The 15793-nt window shown below is 60.2% G+C and carries 13 protein-coding genes; 4 read left to right on the forward strand and 9 right to left on the reverse strand.

Going from position 1 to position 15793, the window contains the following annotated elements:
- Positions 1–68 precede the first annotated feature (68 nt).
- The 6 genes from EDC38_RS08050 to EDC38_RS08075 all read right to left on the reverse strand — a co-directional run bounded on the left by EDC38_RS08050 (position 69) and on the right by EDC38_RS08075 (position 7096).
- The gene (locus EDC38_RS08050; RefSeq protein WP_123638052.1) at positions 69–893 is read right to left on the reverse strand and encodes a symmetrical bis(5'-nucleosyl)-tetraphosphatase; all 825 of its coding nucleotides are present in this window, start codon (positions 891–893) and stop codon (positions 69–71) included.
- Positions 894–904: 11 nt separating this feature from the next.
- Positions 905–1276 carry a Co2+/Mg2+ efflux protein ApaG gene (apaG, locus tag EDC38_RS08055; RefSeq protein WP_123638053.1) on the reverse strand — a complete coding sequence of 124 codons (372 nt, stop codon included), beginning with the start codon at positions 1274–1276 and terminating at the stop codon, positions 905–907.
- A 76-nt stretch (positions 1277–1352) separates the two neighbouring features.
- The gene (gene rsmA / locus EDC38_RS08060) at positions 1353–2186 is read right to left on the reverse strand and encodes a 16S rRNA (adenine(1518)-N(6)/adenine(1519)-N(6))-dimethyltransferase RsmA (protein WP_246004362.1); all 834 of its coding nucleotides are present in this window, start codon (positions 2184–2186) and stop codon (positions 1353–1355) included.
- Positions 2183–3193, reverse strand: a complete 1011-nt coding sequence (gene pdxA / locus EDC38_RS08065) for a 4-hydroxythreonine-4-phosphate dehydrogenase PdxA (protein WP_123638054.1) — start codon at positions 3191–3193, stop codon at positions 2183–2185. Before pdxA ends, rsmA begins: the two co-directional genes overlap by 4 nt.
- A complete protein-coding gene (locus tag EDC38_RS08070; protein ID WP_123638055.1) occupies positions 3190–4494 on the reverse strand; it encodes a peptidylprolyl isomerase in 1305 nt (434 codons plus the stop codon). Before EDC38_RS08070 ends, pdxA begins: the two co-directional genes overlap by 4 nt.
- A gap of 22 nt (positions 4495–4516) precedes the next feature.
- A complete protein-coding gene (locus tag EDC38_RS08075; protein WP_170162876.1) occupies positions 4517–7096 on the reverse strand; it encodes an LPS-assembly protein LptD in 2580 nt (859 codons plus the stop codon).
- 260 nt (positions 7097–7356) lie between these two features.
- On the opposite strand from EDC38_RS08075, the gene EDC38_RS08080 reads away from it, so the two are divergent.
- Genes EDC38_RS08080 through EDC38_RS08090 form a run of 3 tightly spaced genes read left to right on the forward strand, consistent with a single transcriptional unit; the run spans position 7357 to position 9802 of the window.
- Entirely contained in the window at positions 7357–8424 is a 1068-nt protein-coding gene (locus tag EDC38_RS08080; RefSeq protein WP_123638057.1) for an aminoglycoside phosphotransferase family protein, read from the forward strand.
- A 5-nt stretch (positions 8425–8429) separates the two neighbouring features.
- The gene (gene murU / locus EDC38_RS08085) at positions 8430–9107 is read left to right on the forward strand and encodes an N-acetylmuramate alpha-1-phosphate uridylyltransferase MurU (RefSeq protein ID WP_342769072.1); all 678 of its coding nucleotides are present in this window, start codon (positions 8430–8432) and stop codon (positions 9105–9107) included.
- 5 nt (positions 9108–9112) lie between these two features.
- Positions 9113–9802: a glycerophosphodiester phosphodiesterase gene (locus EDC38_RS08090; RefSeq protein WP_246004363.1), complete on the forward strand. Its 690-nt coding sequence runs from the start codon at positions 9113–9115 to the stop codon at positions 9800–9802.
- A gap of 13 nt (positions 9803–9815) precedes the next feature.
- Here the strand turns inward: EDC38_RS08090 and EDC38_RS08095 are convergent, their stop codons facing one another.
- The 3 genes from EDC38_RS08095 to EDC38_RS08105 form a co-directional block, all read right to left on the reverse strand.
- A complete protein-coding gene (locus EDC38_RS08095; RefSeq protein WP_170162877.1) occupies positions 9816–12101 on the reverse strand; it encodes a TonB-dependent receptor in 2286 nt (761 codons plus the stop codon).
- Between the two features lie 270 nt (positions 12102–12371).
- The gene (locus EDC38_RS08100) at positions 12372–13028 is read right to left on the reverse strand and encodes a TorF family putative porin (RefSeq protein ID WP_123638061.1); all 657 of its coding nucleotides are present in this window, start codon (positions 13026–13028) and stop codon (positions 12372–12374) included.
- Between the two features lie 235 nt (positions 13029–13263).
- Positions 13264–14172: a DMT family transporter gene (locus EDC38_RS08105; RefSeq protein WP_123638062.1), complete on the reverse strand. Its 909-nt coding sequence runs from the start codon at positions 14170–14172 to the stop codon at positions 13264–13266.
- A 371-nt stretch (positions 14173–14543) separates the two neighbouring features.
- Here EDC38_RS08105 and EDC38_RS08110 point away from each other — a divergent pair, with 371 nt between their 5' ends.
- Positions 14544–15773, forward strand: coding sequence for a multifunctional CCA addition/repair protein (locus EDC38_RS08110; RefSeq protein WP_123638063.1), 1230 nt, complete (start codon positions 14544–14546; stop codon positions 15771–15773).
- Positions 15774–15793: the final 20 nt, after the last annotated feature.

A 15793-nucleotide genomic window follows, 5' to 3' on the forward strand; every position in this document is an offset into this window, starting at 1 on the left:
TGCGCGGGACGCATTCTAATTGGCGGCGCTCAGTTTGTCACACTCCCTGTGCAATTTTGGTGCACAGTTCACAAATTCTTTAACAGCGAGCAATCACAACGAAAAGTTTTCTGATCTTCCAAACGAATCGCGGTCAGCGAACCGCCCCAGACACAACCGGTATCCAGTGCGAACACATTGGGTGCGTCGGCCTTGCCTTCCAGGGCTGCCCAGTGACCGAACAGAATCCGTTCGTTGCGACACTTGTGTTTCGGGTGTGCAAACCAGGGAGCGAATCCGGGCGGATGAGAACCCGCCTCCCCCTTGTTATTCAAGTCCAGATCACCGTCGGCCGTGCAAAAACGCATGCGGGTGAAATAGTTGGTGATCATCCGCAGCCGATCCATACCATACAGCTTATGCTTCCATTGACTCGGTTCGTTGCCGTACATATGGGCCAGAAAGTCATCCAACTGACTACTCTGCAGAACCGCTTCAACTTCACGCGCGTGGGCCTTGGCCCGCTCAAGATGCCACTGTGGAGGAATGCCGGCATGAGTCATAACGAAATTCAATGTCGGATCGTGATGCAGCAACGGCATGTGACGCAGCCACTCGATCCATTCCGGATGCTCGTCGTGGCCGAGAATATCTTCGAGGGTATCTTTATTGTTCGGGGCGCGATGTCCTCGCGCCACCGCAATCAGGTGCAGATCGTGATTGCCCAGCACCACCGTCAGGCGGTCGCGCATCTGGTACAGAAAGCGCAGGGTTTCCTGCGAGCTCGGACCGCGGTTGATCAGATCGCCGGCAATCCACAACCGGTCTTCGGCGGGATCGAAGTTGACCTGATCCAACAACTGTCTCAACGGACCCAGACAGCCCTGAATGTCCCCGATGGCATAGGTACTCATGAACGCTCCGGTCAGTGAATCGCGTGGGGCGGTACCAGTGCGAAGGCAGGGATGGGCACATCAAACAGTTGGCCATCCTCGGTCTTCATCTGGTAGCTGCCCTCCATGATACCGGTCTCGGTATCCAGAATCACACCGCTGGTGTAAGTAAAGCGTTTGCCGGGCGGCAGGTGTGGCTGTTCACCGACCACCCCGATGCCACGCACTTCCTGTTTCTTTTCGTCGGCATCGCGTATGACCCAGTGCCGACCGATCAGTTGCGCAGGCACATCACCCTGATTGTCGATGGTGATGGTATAGGCGTACACGAAGCGGTGTTCAGCGGGTTGGGACTGCTGTTCAATGTAGGCGGGTTTTACGGATACCCGAATGTTGTGCGTCATAGGACCAGGCCACTCCAGAGTGCGGGCTCGCCAGGGCGACGCCCTTGAAGGCGGAAACTGCGTCTTACTGTGGGGGCTAAGACGCCGAATTCAAGGTGTCGATGGCGTTGGCCAGGCGAACGTAGTCTTCCAGTGACAGGGCTTCCGGACGCAAACTGGCATCCACCGGCAGCTGGTCCAACTGCTCAGGCTCCACCAGATTCTTCAGCGCGTTACGCAGGGTTTTGCGCCGCTGCTGAAAGGCGACATTGACCAGTTGGGAGAGGGTCTTCCGGTTGGTGGCGGTAAACGGGCGCCGGGCGTGGGGAGTCAGCCGAACGACGGCGGAGTCCACTTTCGGCGCCGGGTCGAAAGCACCGGGCGGTACTTCAAACAACGGTTCGACCTGGCAGTCGTACTGCACCATGATGCCCAGTCGGCCATAGGCTTTTTCACCCGGGCCGGCAGCCATTCGCTTGACCACCTCTTTCTGCAACATGAAGTGCATGTCTTTCACTTGCCCGGCGTAGCTGAGCAGATGGAAAATCAACGGCGTGGAAATATTGTACGGCAGATTGCCGACAATTCTCAGCGACTGCTCGTCATTCATCAAGGTAGTGAAATCAAACTTCAGCGCGTCGGCCTGGAACAGCTCAAAATCCGGGTGCTTTTCAAACTGCACTTTCAGCCAGGGCACCAGGTCCCGGTCCAACTCAATGACCCGTAAATGTTCGGCCTTGTCCGCCAGGCGCGCGGTCAGCGCGCCTTTACCGGGGCCAATTTCCACCAGCAGCTCGCCGGGTTGAGGGTTGATGGCCCCAACGATGCGATCGATGACGTTGCCATCCACCAGAAAATTCTGACCGAACCGTTTGCGGGCGCGGTGGGGGGCCTCGCCGTTGCCCATGCGTTGCTTGCCCGGCCGACTCATGAGCGACCTCCGAAGCGGGCCGCCGCCATGGTGCGCGCGTAATCCAGCGCGGTCTGCAGACTCCCGGAATCGATTCGGCCCGTGCCCGCGAGATCAAGCGCCGTGCCGTGGTCCACGGAGGTACGAATGATGGGCAGCCCCAGAGTGACGTTCACCGCCTGACCAAAGCCTTTGTACTTCAATACCGGCAGCCCCTGATCGTGATACATGGCCAATACCGCATCGGCCTGCTCCAGGTGCTTGGGCGTAAACAGGGTATCGGCGGGTAGCGGGCCGATCAGTGTCTGACCTTTGGCCCGCTGCTTCTCCAGTACGGGTTCGATCAGATCGATTTCTTCCCGCCCGAGGTGTCCGCCCTCGCCGGCATGGGGATTCAGGCCACACACCAGAATGCGCGGCTCGGCGATACCGAAATCCCGCTGCAGATCGCCATGCAGGATATCCAGCACTTCCGTAAGCAGCGTTTCGTTCAGGGCATCGGCAACATCGCGCAGGGGCAGGTGTGTGGTCGCCAGCGCCACTCGCAGCCCTTCGGTGGCGAGCATCATCACCACCCGGGGAGTACCGGTTTTGTCCGCCAGGTATTCGGTGTGACCGCTGAACGGAATACCCGCTTCATTGATCACCCCTTTGTGCACCGGGCCGGTAATCAGTCCCTGAAACGTCTCCGCCTGACAGCCGGCGATGGCAAAGTCCAGGGTCTGCAACACATAGGCGCTGTTGGCCGGGTTCAGTACGCCGGGCTCACAAGGCGCGCGCAGGGGCACAGGAGCGACGGTCAGCTCCCCTGGTCTCTGGGGTTGCGCCACATCGGCGGGATTGAATTCACGGACAGTCAGAGGCAGTCCCAGTTGCCGGGCCCGGTCCTGCAACAGTGCCGGGTCCGCGATCACCACAATTTCATCGGCGCGTTCGGTCTGGGCCAACTGGACCGCCAGATCCGGCCCGATCCCGGCCGGTTCGCCCGGCGTCAGCGCCAGGCGTAAAGGGTTACGAGCCTCGGTCACAACTTCTCTTCCACGTAAATCTCTTCCCGGATTTCCGCCAGCCAGGTCTGCAGCTCTTCGTCGAAGCGACGCTCGCGCAGCATGTTTGCGGCCTGATTGCGGATCATCTGTTCACTCATGTCCTGCTCGCGGCGATCTTCGACCGTCAGGATGTGCCAGCCAAACTGGCTCTTGAAAGGTTCACTGACCTCACCCACATCGGTCTCGTTCATGGTCTGATCAAAGGCGGGAACCATCTGGCCGGGCATGGTCCAGCCCAGATCGCCGCCCTGGAGCATGGAGCCGATGTCCTCGGAGTGCTCCCGGGCCAGGTCGGCAAAGCTCTCACCGTTGAGCACCCGCTCGCGCAACTCGGTGAGTTTCTGCTCGGCAGCGGCATCGTCGACAATTTCCGAGGTCTTGATCAGAATGTGTCGGGCCTTGGTCTGCTCCACCATGCTGTTGCCGGTGTTGCTGCGGGTCTCATGTACTTTCAGGATATGGAAGCCAGCACCACTGCGCACCGGCTCGGACACATCGCCCTCTTCCAGTCCCGCGACCACATCGGCAAACAGCTCCGGCAGTTGCTCCAGTTTGCGCCAGCCAATTTCACCGCCCTGCAGGGCGTTGGCGTCGTTGGAGTGGGTGATGGCCATCTGTTCAAAGTCGGCGCCGTCCACCAGTTCCTGACGGATGCGCTCCGCCTCTTCCTGCACCTCAGAGGCCTCTTCGTCACTGGCACTGCTGGGCACCGAGAGCAGGATATGACCCAGGCGGTAATTCGGGGAGGTGGCAAACTTGCCATCGGTGGAGGCCAGGAAGCTTTCAATATCCTGTTGGTTGACGTCGATCCGACTGTTCACCACCGCCTGCTGGATCTGGTTGACCCACATCTCCCGGCGAATCTGGTCCCGGAAGCCCTCCAGCGTCTGCCCCTGGCTTTCCAGGTCGGCGCGCAGCTGCGCTTCAGTCAGGTTGTTGGTCTGCATGATGCGCGCGATGGTCTGATCCAGTTGCTGATCGGACACTTCAATGCCGAACCGGCGCCCCATTTCCATCTGCAGACGCTCGAGAATCAACTGGTCCAGAATCTGGTCCCGCAATACGCTGTCCGGGGGCAGATTCTGATTGCTGTCCGATTGCTGAATACGCGCCTTGATGGACGCCAGCCGCTCTTCCAGCTCGCTTTCGAGCACCACGTCTTCTCCGACGATGGCCACTACGCGGTCGAGCATTTCGGTTTCTGCCAGCGCCAGAGGGCTGGCCAGCAACAACGCCAGAACAGCGGGAATCAGACGTTGGGTAATCCGGTTTGCTTGCATAACAGTCAGTTATCTCTAATGGTTAGCGGATCGAACCGTCCCGGACGCCGTAGCCCGGAATGGCTTTCTCAAGCAGATCATTGACCTTGCGGTTGATGCTGCCCAGACCCTTGAATTGAAAATCAAAAATGATGCTCTGGTCGTAATCGTCAGCGTCTACCCGCTCCAGAAAGTTCGGCGTGTAGTCGAAGTCCAGCCAGCGCCGGGCCAGCAGCCGGACCCGGTAACAGCAGTCGTTGTATTCGAGTCCGACGAAGGTATCGAGTTCCTTTTCATAGGTAAAGTCATAATTGGCGCGCCCGACCAGGCTCCACTGCGCCGCCACAGGCAGGTGGAAGGCAAAATCCACCTGGTCCAGGGCCCGCTCCTGCACCGCGGTCGGGTCTTCCAGGCCCGGAGAGGGCGGCCGGTGGGTGTAGCGGTAGCCCAGATGCATGATCCGGTCAGCCTGGTCCATGTAGCGGATACTGGCGTTGGCGCTGCCCAGACGGCTTTCAAACTCGTTATAGGCCACATTGGCGTTGACGTTGAGCCGGTCGCCCACCCGGGCGGTGAACTGACCGGCCAGCTCGGAGCGCTCGTAGGTCTCTTCGGGGCGCTCCGCGTCCGGATTCTCCTCGGGGTCATACTCAAGGTCCGGGGTGTTCAGACCGACCCGGCGGTCGGAAAAGTACAGAATCTGCCCCACGCTGAGACTCATCTGTTCCACCCCGGTCAGAGGGTCGATAAATCGGCTGGTCAGACCCACCGAAAGCTGATTGGCGTCCTCAATCCGGTCCCCGCCGGCAAAGCGGGAGGTACGATACAGCTGGTTGTACTGGAAAGTCAGCGGCTTGGCATCAAACAGCACCGGACGATTGTTCCGGCTCACGCCGAACAGGTCGCTGTGATCTTCAAAGTCACTGTAAAAATAGAACAGCCGGGGCTCGAGCGTCTGCAGGAACCCCTTGCCGAACAGCTGGCCATCCCGCTCGAAGTACAGCCCCATATCGAGTGTACCCTGGGGTACCACCAGACTGGGGTCGGGCTCAGCCCCTTCCGCCAATCGATCTTCGTCCAGTTGATAGCTCAGACTTTTGACAATCGCGCTCGGCTTGAAAAAGCCCCACACCCAGTCCTTGTCCCAGGTCAGGCTGTAATCGGTGCGGAACCGCTCACCCACCAGCAGGTTATCGATGAACTCCGGGTTATCATTCTCGAAGGTGCTGTTCACGTCAAAGTAGGTGTACTCATTGTTCAGCCCCAGAACCCAGTTGCCCCACTGGTAGCGACCGTCGGCATTGATCCGGGGCAGTTCCCGGTGCGGCCATTTGGCGGTGCTCAGCGCGCGCAGCTCCTCGCCCTTGATGCCCAGCAACCAGTGATCCCCCTGGTAGGCGGCCCGGGCCCGCTTGGCCACCTGGGCGGTCCGGTTCACGTCCAGGCCACTGCTGTTCAGGTCGCGCAGGTAGTCGTTGTCGCTGATTGCGGTGTAGTCGATTTCCGTACTCCAGCGCTGCCCCGCACCGCCCTGCTGCAGTATCTGATACTGCCAGCGCGACTCGCCGAAGTAGGGGTTGAGGTCATCGCCCTCTTCATCGCTCACATCCCGCTGCGCCCCGCTGTAGGGGTTCTCGTCTTCGTCCAGAAAACCGCCGCTCACCCGGGTTTCAAAGTGCCGGGACAGATGTCGGGTTTCCAGCCCCCAGAGCGTTCCGCGCTTGGACATGTACTCCGGCGTAATGGTCGCATCCAGGTTCGGGGCAATATTCCAGTAAAACGGAATCGAGGCCTCGAACCCGTTGCGCCGGCTCTCCCCCAGTGAAGGGAACAGAAACCCGGTCTGACGGTGATCGTCGATCGGAAAGCGCAGGTAGGGGGCGTAGAACACCGGCACATTGAACACTTCCATGCGGGCGTGCTTGGCCGTGCCATAGTGGCGCTCGGGATAAATGTTGATCGCCTGCCCTTTCAGGCTCCAGGCATCGCTGCCCGGCTCACAGGTGGTCAGAGCGCTGTCTTCCAGACCGATAAAATGATCGCCCAGTTTGGTCAGCCGATCGGCTTTCCCCCGCACCCGACTTTCGTAGAGCACAAAGCGGGCGTCGTCGAGCTCGGCATCACCGCTGTCGAGGTTCATCCGGGCCGACTCGCTGCGCAGCAGAACACCCGGCTCCCGGATCTGGATATCCCCGGACACCTGGGCATCGCGGGTGGTCTGGTCCACTTCCGCCCGATCCGCCCGCAGGCTGCGGGTTCCCTGGCTTACCCTGACATCACCCTCCAGGGTGTGGTGGGTCTGCCCGCGGGATTCGGAGCGATCCGCGCTCAGTCGGGTGGCCGCCTCATTCGGCGGTACCTGGGCGTCCGCATCGTCGCGCGCAGGCGCCATATAGACCCCACAGCAGCCGGTGGGCAGGGTCGCTTTCTGGGCCTCGGTCAACGCCTCGGCGGGCACCCAGTCAAGATCGCTGGCCTCTGCGTCACGCTCTTCGGTCTCCCGGGCTCCGTCAGCACCCGCCTGGGCAAGCACCTGAGGACTGGCCGCCAGCACCAGACAGCAAAGCCAGCGACGGCCCACCTCGGACCCTGCTGAGCGAAAAAGCGAATAGACTGAATCCATGTAGCTAACGATCTCGGTGTTGGGACTATCTGGATATTGACCTGGCCTTGATATCGACCTGGCTCGTTGCCTGGGTACCTCAGGCTGATGTGGGCCAGTGACAGGAACCGTGCGAAACGCCGGGAATTCTACTTGAATAAGCCCGGTCATGGAATGAAAGCCCGGGATTCAACCCTTTTTCCGGCTACCGGCTTTGACTTCTTGCGGTCAAACCGGGTTAGAATTCCAGTACGCAGTATCCACAATAACGAGGACGCCCCATGACCGACCCGCTCGCGGCTCGACAGGACCAACTGGAACACTGGGCCAGAGCCCAATTGGCCGAGCTGCACGCCCACAGCTCACCGGAATTGCTGCAGTTCACGCCCCTGAACGGTGATGCGGGCTTTCGCCGCTACTACCGCCTGAACACCGAGCCCTCGCTGCTGGCCGTCGACGCACCGCCTCCGCAGGAGAACGCTGGCCGCTTTGCCGAGCTGTCCCAGCACCTGCTCAACCACCACATCGCGGTTCCCAAGGTCGCCTCGGTAGACCCCGAAAACGGCTTTTTGTTGCTGGAAGATTTTGGCGACCGACTGCTGCACCGCGCCCTGCGCCAGCAGCCCGAGTCCGCCACCGCCCTGTACGGCGAGGCGCTGATGCAACTGCTCGCGTTGCAGCAGACTCCCGGCAGTGAGCATTTCCCGCCCTACGACCAGGCCTTCCTGCGCCGGGAACTCAATCTGTTTATCGAGTGGTTCCTCGAGGGCATGCTGGGGCTGGAATTGTCCTCCGAAGAGCAATCATTGCTGGACGATGTCTTTGACCGCCTGGAGCAGAGCGCTCTGGAGCAGCCCCAGGTGGCGGTACACCGGGACTACCACTCCCGAAATCTGCTGATCCGGCCCGACGGCTGTATGAGCATCGTGGACTTTCAGGATGCGGTCTGGGGCCCGATCACCTATGACCTGGTGTCCCTGCTGCGCGACTGTTACATCCGCTGGCCCGCCGATCAGATCCGCCAGTGGGCCCTGGGCTACGGCAATATGGCCTGCGGCATCGGGTTGCTGGAGGACGTCACGGAAAGCCAGTTCCTGCAGTGGTTCGACTGGATGGGGCTGCAGCGACATCTCAAAGTGCTGGGCATTTTCTCCCGCCTCGCCCTGCGCGACGACAAGCCCCAGTATCTGAAACACCTGCCCCTGGTCATTCGCTATGTGCTCGAAGTGGCCAGCCACTACCCCGAACTGGCCGATTTCCGCTATTGGTTTGAACACAAGGTGCTGCCCAAGGCCCAGAGCCAGTCGTGGTACGAGGACTATCGGCTGGCGGGCGAGACCACCCCGTGAAAGCCATGATCCTCGCTGCCGGGCTGGGCAAGCGCATGCGCCCGCTCACCGACCACACCCCCAAGCCCCTGCTGGCGGTGGGCGGCAAGCCACTGCTGCAGTACCACCTGGAGGCACTGGCACAAGCCGGCGTACGCGAGGTCATCATCAACACCGCCTACCTGGCCGAAAAAATCGAGCAGTTTGCCGGAGACGGCAACCGTTTTGGCCTGGCGATACACTATTCGCGCGAACCCGAGCCCCTGGAAACCGGCGGCGCCATCTACCGGGCCCTGCCCTTGCTGGGTGAGGCGCCCTTCCTGCTGATCAATGGCGATGTCTGGACCGACTTCCCGCTACCGACACTGACCGAGCCCACCCTGCCCGACTCCGCTCTGGGCCGGCTGCTGCTGGTCCCAAACCCGACATTTCACCCCCGAGGCGACTTCAGCCTGTCCGCCTCGCGGGTTGGCCTGGCGACAGACGCCGAGCGCTATACCTTTACCGGGGTCAGCCTTCTGCGCCCGGCGCTGGTGGCCCGCTACCCCGAGCGCCGGTCGGTGTTTCCGCTATTGGAAGCCCTGCGCCCCGCCATCGAGGCCGGACAACTGGAAGGTCGGGTGCACCACGGCCAATGGAGTGATGTGGGTACGCCCGAGCGCCTCTCCCAATTGGAGCAACAGCTGCAATCCACCACGGGGTAATCACTATGCTATGTATCGCACACCGGGGTGGGCCCGGGCCGGAAAACAGCCTGGAGGCCATCCGTCGCAGCCTGGCCATGGGCGCACCGGCGATTGAAATTGATGTGTGGCAGCTGCACGACGAGCTGTGGGTCACCCACGACCGCCGCCTGGGGCGTGAGATTGCCGGCTATCAGGTCCTGTCCGATCTGTCTCGGGATCACCTCGAAGCCCTGCGCCTGAGCAACGGGGAGCACCTGCCCCGGCTCAGCCAGGTACTGGAGTTGGTTGGTGAGCGCGCCCTGCTCAATATCGAACTGAAAGGCCCGGACTGCGTCGACGCCCTGGTACGCATTCTGACCGCTCACCGACAGAGCTCCGGGCAGAGCCCCAAATCCTGGATCGTCTCCAGCTTCGATCATTGCCAGTTGGCCCAGCTACAACAACGCCTGCCCGAGGTCCGGCGCGGACTGCTGCTCTACGGCGTACCGCTGGATCTGGCGCAGAGCGCGGATCGGATTGATGCGTACAGCGTGCACCTCAGTCAGGACTTCATGCCCGAAGTGCTGATCGAGGACATTCGACAGCGCGGCAGGAAAGTGTGGATCTACACCGCCAACCACCCGAAAGATTGGCGCCGCCTGATGGACGCCGGGGTAGACGGCATCTTCACCGACCACCCCGATGGCCTGATGCGTTATCTGGCCGAGAACTGACCGGCCCGCGCGATCAGAACTTCCACCCCACACGCACGCCGCCCATACGCGGCTTACCCCAGACACCGTAACCCCAATCGGAACCCAGGGTGTTCTGATAGGTGAAGTACTCTTCATCGGTCAGGTTGGTCACAAAGGCCGCCACCGTCCAGGTGCCCTCGGGGGACATCCAGCTCAGCTTGGCGTTGACCAGTCCGTAGGCCGACTGTTTCGAATAGGGATCATTTTCAATCTGCAGGAAATGGTCGTCCTGCCAACTGTAATCCACCTGATAGGTCAGCTCGCCGCGATCCCCCAGACCCTGGTAGTAACGGGCCACCAGGTTATAGGTCAGATTGGGAGCCGAGGGGAGTTCGTTGCCATCGAAGGTGTACTCATCCCCGGCCACGATGAAGATCTGCTCGGAATCAAACTCGGTATCGAGCCAACCCAACCCGGCGATCACTTCAAAGTTGTCGGTAACCTGCGCATTCAGCTCGACCTCGGCACCAGTGCCGGTCACATCGCCCGCATTGGTAATCACACTGCCATCGGCTACCGTCAAGAACACCTGAGCCTGATAACCTTCCACCTCATAGGTGAACACCGAGGCATTGAGCCGCACGCGGCCACCGGCCATGGTATTTTTGTAACCCAGTTCCAGGTTGGTAATGTCTTCCGCTTCCACCGGCCGGGTCGCTTCCAGGGAGGCGTTGTAGCTGCCCGAAAAGCCGCCGCTCTTGAAGCCGGTGGACACGCTGCCGTAAATCAGGGTATCCGGGTTCGGGCGCCAATCCAGACCCAGCTTGCCGGTTACCGAGTCCTCTTCCAGGCTGTCCCGAACATCGATCTCCTCATAGAAACTCGGGCCCGCATCCTGACGGAACTGACGCTTTTCTTCGGTATAGCGCACCCCGGCGATACCGGTGAGTTGCGAGGTAAAGTCATACTCATACTGACCGAATACCGCCCAGGACTGGCTGTCCAGTGACACATCCTCGCGATGGAAAAATTCATACCAGTCATCCGTTCGGGCGCTTTCGGTGGTGGGCGCCTCGGTCAGCAGATCGCGGTGATCATCGTAGTAATACAGCCCGGTGACCCACTTGGTTCGGGCGCTTCGGCCATTCAGACGGAACTCCTGAGTAAGCTGCTCAGCGTCCACCGAATACTGCTCATCAAAAAACACCACCGGCGTGCCATCGCCATCGTCCTGCATAAACTTGTCCAGGGTTTCCAGCGCACTGACCGAAGTGAAAGTCACACCCTCGGTGACCGGCAACTCCACGGTCAATGATGAGCCAAAGGTTTTGATGTCCGTGGTCAGGCCACCCGGCGAACTCGAAGCCACTTGGCCGGGATCGAAAATACCGCCAGCCGCTTCGCGCCCGGTCATGTCAAAAGTGGCGCTGGTGCACAGCCCCGACTGAATCCGAGCGATGCTACAGGTCGCCGCCGACTCATCCGCCGATTCCAGATAGCCCATGTGGGCAAAGCCCACGGATTGCTGGTCGGCCTGACTGCCATGAACGTTCAGCAACCACTGACCATCGTCACCGTAGTCGCGCAACAATTGCAGGCGGTAACCGAAACTGTTGGTGTCGTTCAGCTTCTGGCCATCCACCGCATTGACCTGCCAGCCGTCATTGTGAGTGCGCTTGATGGCGGCCCGCCCCATCAAACCATCTGCCAGCTGTCCCGACATCATGCCTTCGGCAATCACTTCAGCGTAGCGTCCGTAACTTACACTGGCCGAGGACTCAAAGGTTTCCGTGGGCCTTTTGGACACGTAGTGAACCAGGCCACCGGTGGTGTTGCGTCCGTACAGGGTGCCCTGGGGGCCACGCAAGACTTCCACCCGTTCAAGGTCAAACAGCTGAATCGCCGAACCGGCGGGATTGCCCCGATAAACGTCATCCACATAGAGTGCGACCGGCGATTCCCAGGAGTCGGAAAAATTCACCAGGCTGATACCGCGCAGACTGATCGACGGGCTGGACGCTTCGCCAAAGATGGCGAAGAAATTCATATTGGGTACTTGCTGGGTGATATCCAGGCCTTCTTCAAAGCCCATCTTTTCGATGGCCGCCCCGGAAAAAGCGGTGACGGCGACGGAGACATCCTGCATCGACTGCTCGCGTTTCTGGGCGGTCACCAGCACCTCTTCAATCACCGACTGAGAGGTGGCGGCAAAGACCGACGAACCGGCCCCCGTCAACAGCCCGGCCGTCAGAGCCAAAGCGATGCGGCGAGCGCGAAACGGCGAAGCGCCGTGGGTGAGACTGGACGTAATGAATTGGGTGGGTAACGTTCGCTGCATGCGCGTTCTCCTTTTATCCTTGCAGCACAAACCGGCAAACTCCTCGCCGAGCACTTCACATCGATGGCGTACCTCGAACTTGCCCCAAATGCCGTCGCCGACCGAAGGCCACGGCTGACCTAACCTTAGCATCCGCACTGCCCGGGTTCCACGCAGCGCGTCGGGTTGGCACATATGGGCGCATTGAGAGGGAATCAGATGCCGCCAATACAAAAAAAGGGCGCCTCAATGAGGCACCCTTTTCTCAGGTTTCAGGCCGGAAACGTGAGCTTATTCGATCGGAATGCTGAAGCCGACTACAAACTTCGGGCTATCCGGGTTCAGGCCGTCAACGTCATCGGCAACCAGACCCAAAGTGAAACTCAGGTTTTCATTGTAGGCATAGCCAAGATCGACGTGAGCGTATCCGTCCAGAGCGCCAGTGCCATCATGCGAGCCGTAAGTTACAGAGTAGTCTCCAAACGCCACACCCAGTGTGGTGTAAGAGTAGTCCTCGTTACCTTCTACGTCAGCATAGTGAGTCAGGGAGACCGGTCCGTATCCCAGGCCGATGACCGCTTCCACCAGATCGCCCGGCTCGGTAGGGGCCGTGGGATCTGTATTCGTCGGATACGAATAGGACCACAGGCTCACATCGAAGGAGAAGTCCCCGACCGAGCTACCGTAACCGGCGTAAAGATCATATTCGGTACCGAGGGCAGCATCACCGGAAGAAGCCCACATACCACCATAGAAACCGTTGCTGCTGACGTTGATATCACCCCAGACAGCCGGATCACCATTACCCAGATCCAGACCACGCCAGTAGTACATGTTGGCAGCACCCACCGAGGCGGAAACTTCGGCGTGAGCCACAGGAGCCAGAGCGGCGGAGGCCATTGCAGACGCGGCGACGGCACCAGCCAGGAATTTTTGCTTCATGTTCATGAGTACGTCCTCTAACGTTGGCTATCTTTGAGTTTTGACGCCACTGGCCCGTAATGAGCCAAGTGGCTTACCCGATTCTTGTACAGGTACGAAGGCTTTTGCGAAGACCGAGCCAACTTTTATTTTCCCTTTAAAATCATAAGGATAAGCCGCTTTGCTCACTATTTAACCAGCCCTTTCAAAATTGAAACGCACCATTATGGAACACTGGCGTGCACTCCTTTGCACCAGAACATTACACTCGCTCCACCTCCGGTGCCGCCATACGTCGACGCCACCAGCGGTCCACCCCCAGATCCAGATAGGCAAGCAGCGCCAGCAGCACCAGTGCCGCACCGCCCAGCAGCGAGGGGGATACCCGTTCGTTCGCCACCAGCGTCCCCAGCAGCAACGCCAGCACGGGGGTCATCAGGGTAATCAACGAAACCGCGCTGGGCGTCAATCGCTGCAGAACAAAATAGAACAGGGTAAAGCCCAACAGGGAGCCCAGGGTCGCCAGATACACCAGCCCGCTCAGGCTTTTGGTGGACAGGCTCTGCGGCACCTGGCCATCGAACAGCCACCAGCTCAGCAATAAACCCGGAAAGGCAAACAACAATGCCCCGGCGGTCTGCTCCAGCGGTCCCGTGCCCTGGTCCAGCCGCTTGAGGCTGACGCTGCTGAGGCTGAACAACCCGCAGGACAACAGTATGCCCCCGATGCCCAGCGCCGAGCGGGCATCGATATGGAGCTGATCCCAGAAAATGATGCACAGCCCGATCAGCGCCACCATAAGCGCGAGTACCCGGCGTGGGCTGAAGGGGTTTTCCCGAAGGATCAACCAGCTCAGTAACCCGGTCACAAATGGGGACAGAGCAAAAATCACCGCGATCAGCCCCGAGGGAATAAACTGCGCGGACCAATAGACCACCAGCATATTGGGGAAGATGCCAAAGGACGCGGCCAGGTAGACTTTCCACACCCCCGGCTGGGCGAACAGACGACGGCGCAGCACCGCCACAATCACCAGCGCCAGCGCGGCGGCCAGCCCCATCCGCATCAGCACCGCAGTGATAAACGAAACGCTGTCATTGCTCCACTGAATCGCCAGTGGCGTGGTCGACCAAATCAATACCACCAGGCCATAGGCCAGATACACCTGCACGGGTCACACTCCTTTTGTTGAGGCAGTAACGCCTGCGGCTCAAAACGAAAAAAGCCGCAGTGGTCGCTGCGGCTTTTTTGAAAACGGTAATGGCTGTACTCGTCAGGGTTGCCTCGTTTTCCGCCGCGCAATAGCTCGTGCACGCACCGCCCAACGCAGGGCGCGCGCCACCAGAATCACCACCGGCATACGGAAAACATTCATTGAATCACAGACCTCGGATAAAACAGGCAAACCTGCGGAAAACACATAACGAACCGATACATTAAGCGATGCTCACGCAAAGCACAACGAGCAAAGCCGATTTTTTTGTGCGAACATGATGCACCGTATAATTTTGTCGTTTATCTCCTTTTTGCAGTGAAGTCTCTATGGAAATTTATCTGGTGGGCGGCGCAGTGCGCGACAAGCGGCTCGGTTACCCCTACTCGGAAAAAGACTGGGTCGTGGTGGGCGCGCGCCCGGAAGACCTGCAGGCTCAGGGCTTTACGCCCGTGGGCAAGGATTTCCCGGTGTTTCTCCATCCGCAGACGGGAGAGGAGTACGCCCTGGCGCGCACCGAGCGAAAAACCGCACCCGGCTATACCGGTTTTCAGTTTCACACCGCCCCCGATGTCACTCTGGAGCAGGACCTGGCCCGGCGGGACCTGACCATCAATGCCATGGCGGAGAACGAGCGCGGCGAACTGGTGGACCCCTACGGCGGCGCCCGGGATTTAGAGGCACGTCTGCTCCGGCATGTCTCTCCGGCGTTCAGCGAAGATCCGGTCCGCATTTTACGCGTTGCCCGATTTGCGGCGCGCTATCACCATCTGGGTTTCACCGTCGCGGAGGATACCCTGGCGCTGATGCGCGACATGGTCGCCAGTGGCGAGGTGGATCACCTGGTTCCCGAGCGGGTCTGGAAAGAAATGGAACGGGCTCTGGGGGAGCGGGACCCGCAGGTATTTATTCAGTGCCTGCGCGACTGCGGCGCGCTCGCCCGGGTACTGCCGGAAGTGGATGCCCTGTTCGGTGTTCCCCAACGTCCGGAGCATCATCCGGAGGTGGATACCGGCGTGCACTGCCTGATGGTGCTGGAGCAGGCCGCACAGCTGACCGGAGATACCCGGGTCCGTTTTGCCGCGCTGATTCACGATCTGGGCAAGGGCGTGACGCCGAAGGAAGAGTGGCCCCGACACATAGGTCACGAGCAACGCAGCCTGCCCCTGGTGGATACCCTGTGCGAGCGCATCACCGCACCGAAAGACTACCGCCGCCTGGCCCGATTGGGGGCGGAATATCACACCCACAGTCATCGGGCGCTGGAATTGAAACCGGCCACGATACTGAAGTTGCTCAGGGCGGCGGATGCCTTTCGCAAACCGGCGCAGTTCGAGCAATTTCTGCTCTGTTGTGAAGCTGACGCCCGGGGACGCACCGGTTTTGAAGACCGGGATTACCCTCAAGCCGATTATCTGCGCGGCGCCCTGAAGGCCTGCCAGGCGATCGACAACCGCGAGATTGCGGCCCAGGGGCACACTGGAAAAGCCTTTGGTGAGGCGCTGGATCGGGAGCGGTTGGCGCGGCTTTCGGAGTTCAAGGCGAGCCGCGCGTCCTGACTGGGGGGGTGTCGGATGGT

The organism is Marinimicrobium koreense, from assembly GCF_003762925.1.
In the GTDB taxonomy this organism is placed as follows: Bacteria; Pseudomonadota; Gammaproteobacteria; order Pseudomonadales; family Cellvibrionaceae; genus Marinimicrobium; species Marinimicrobium koreense.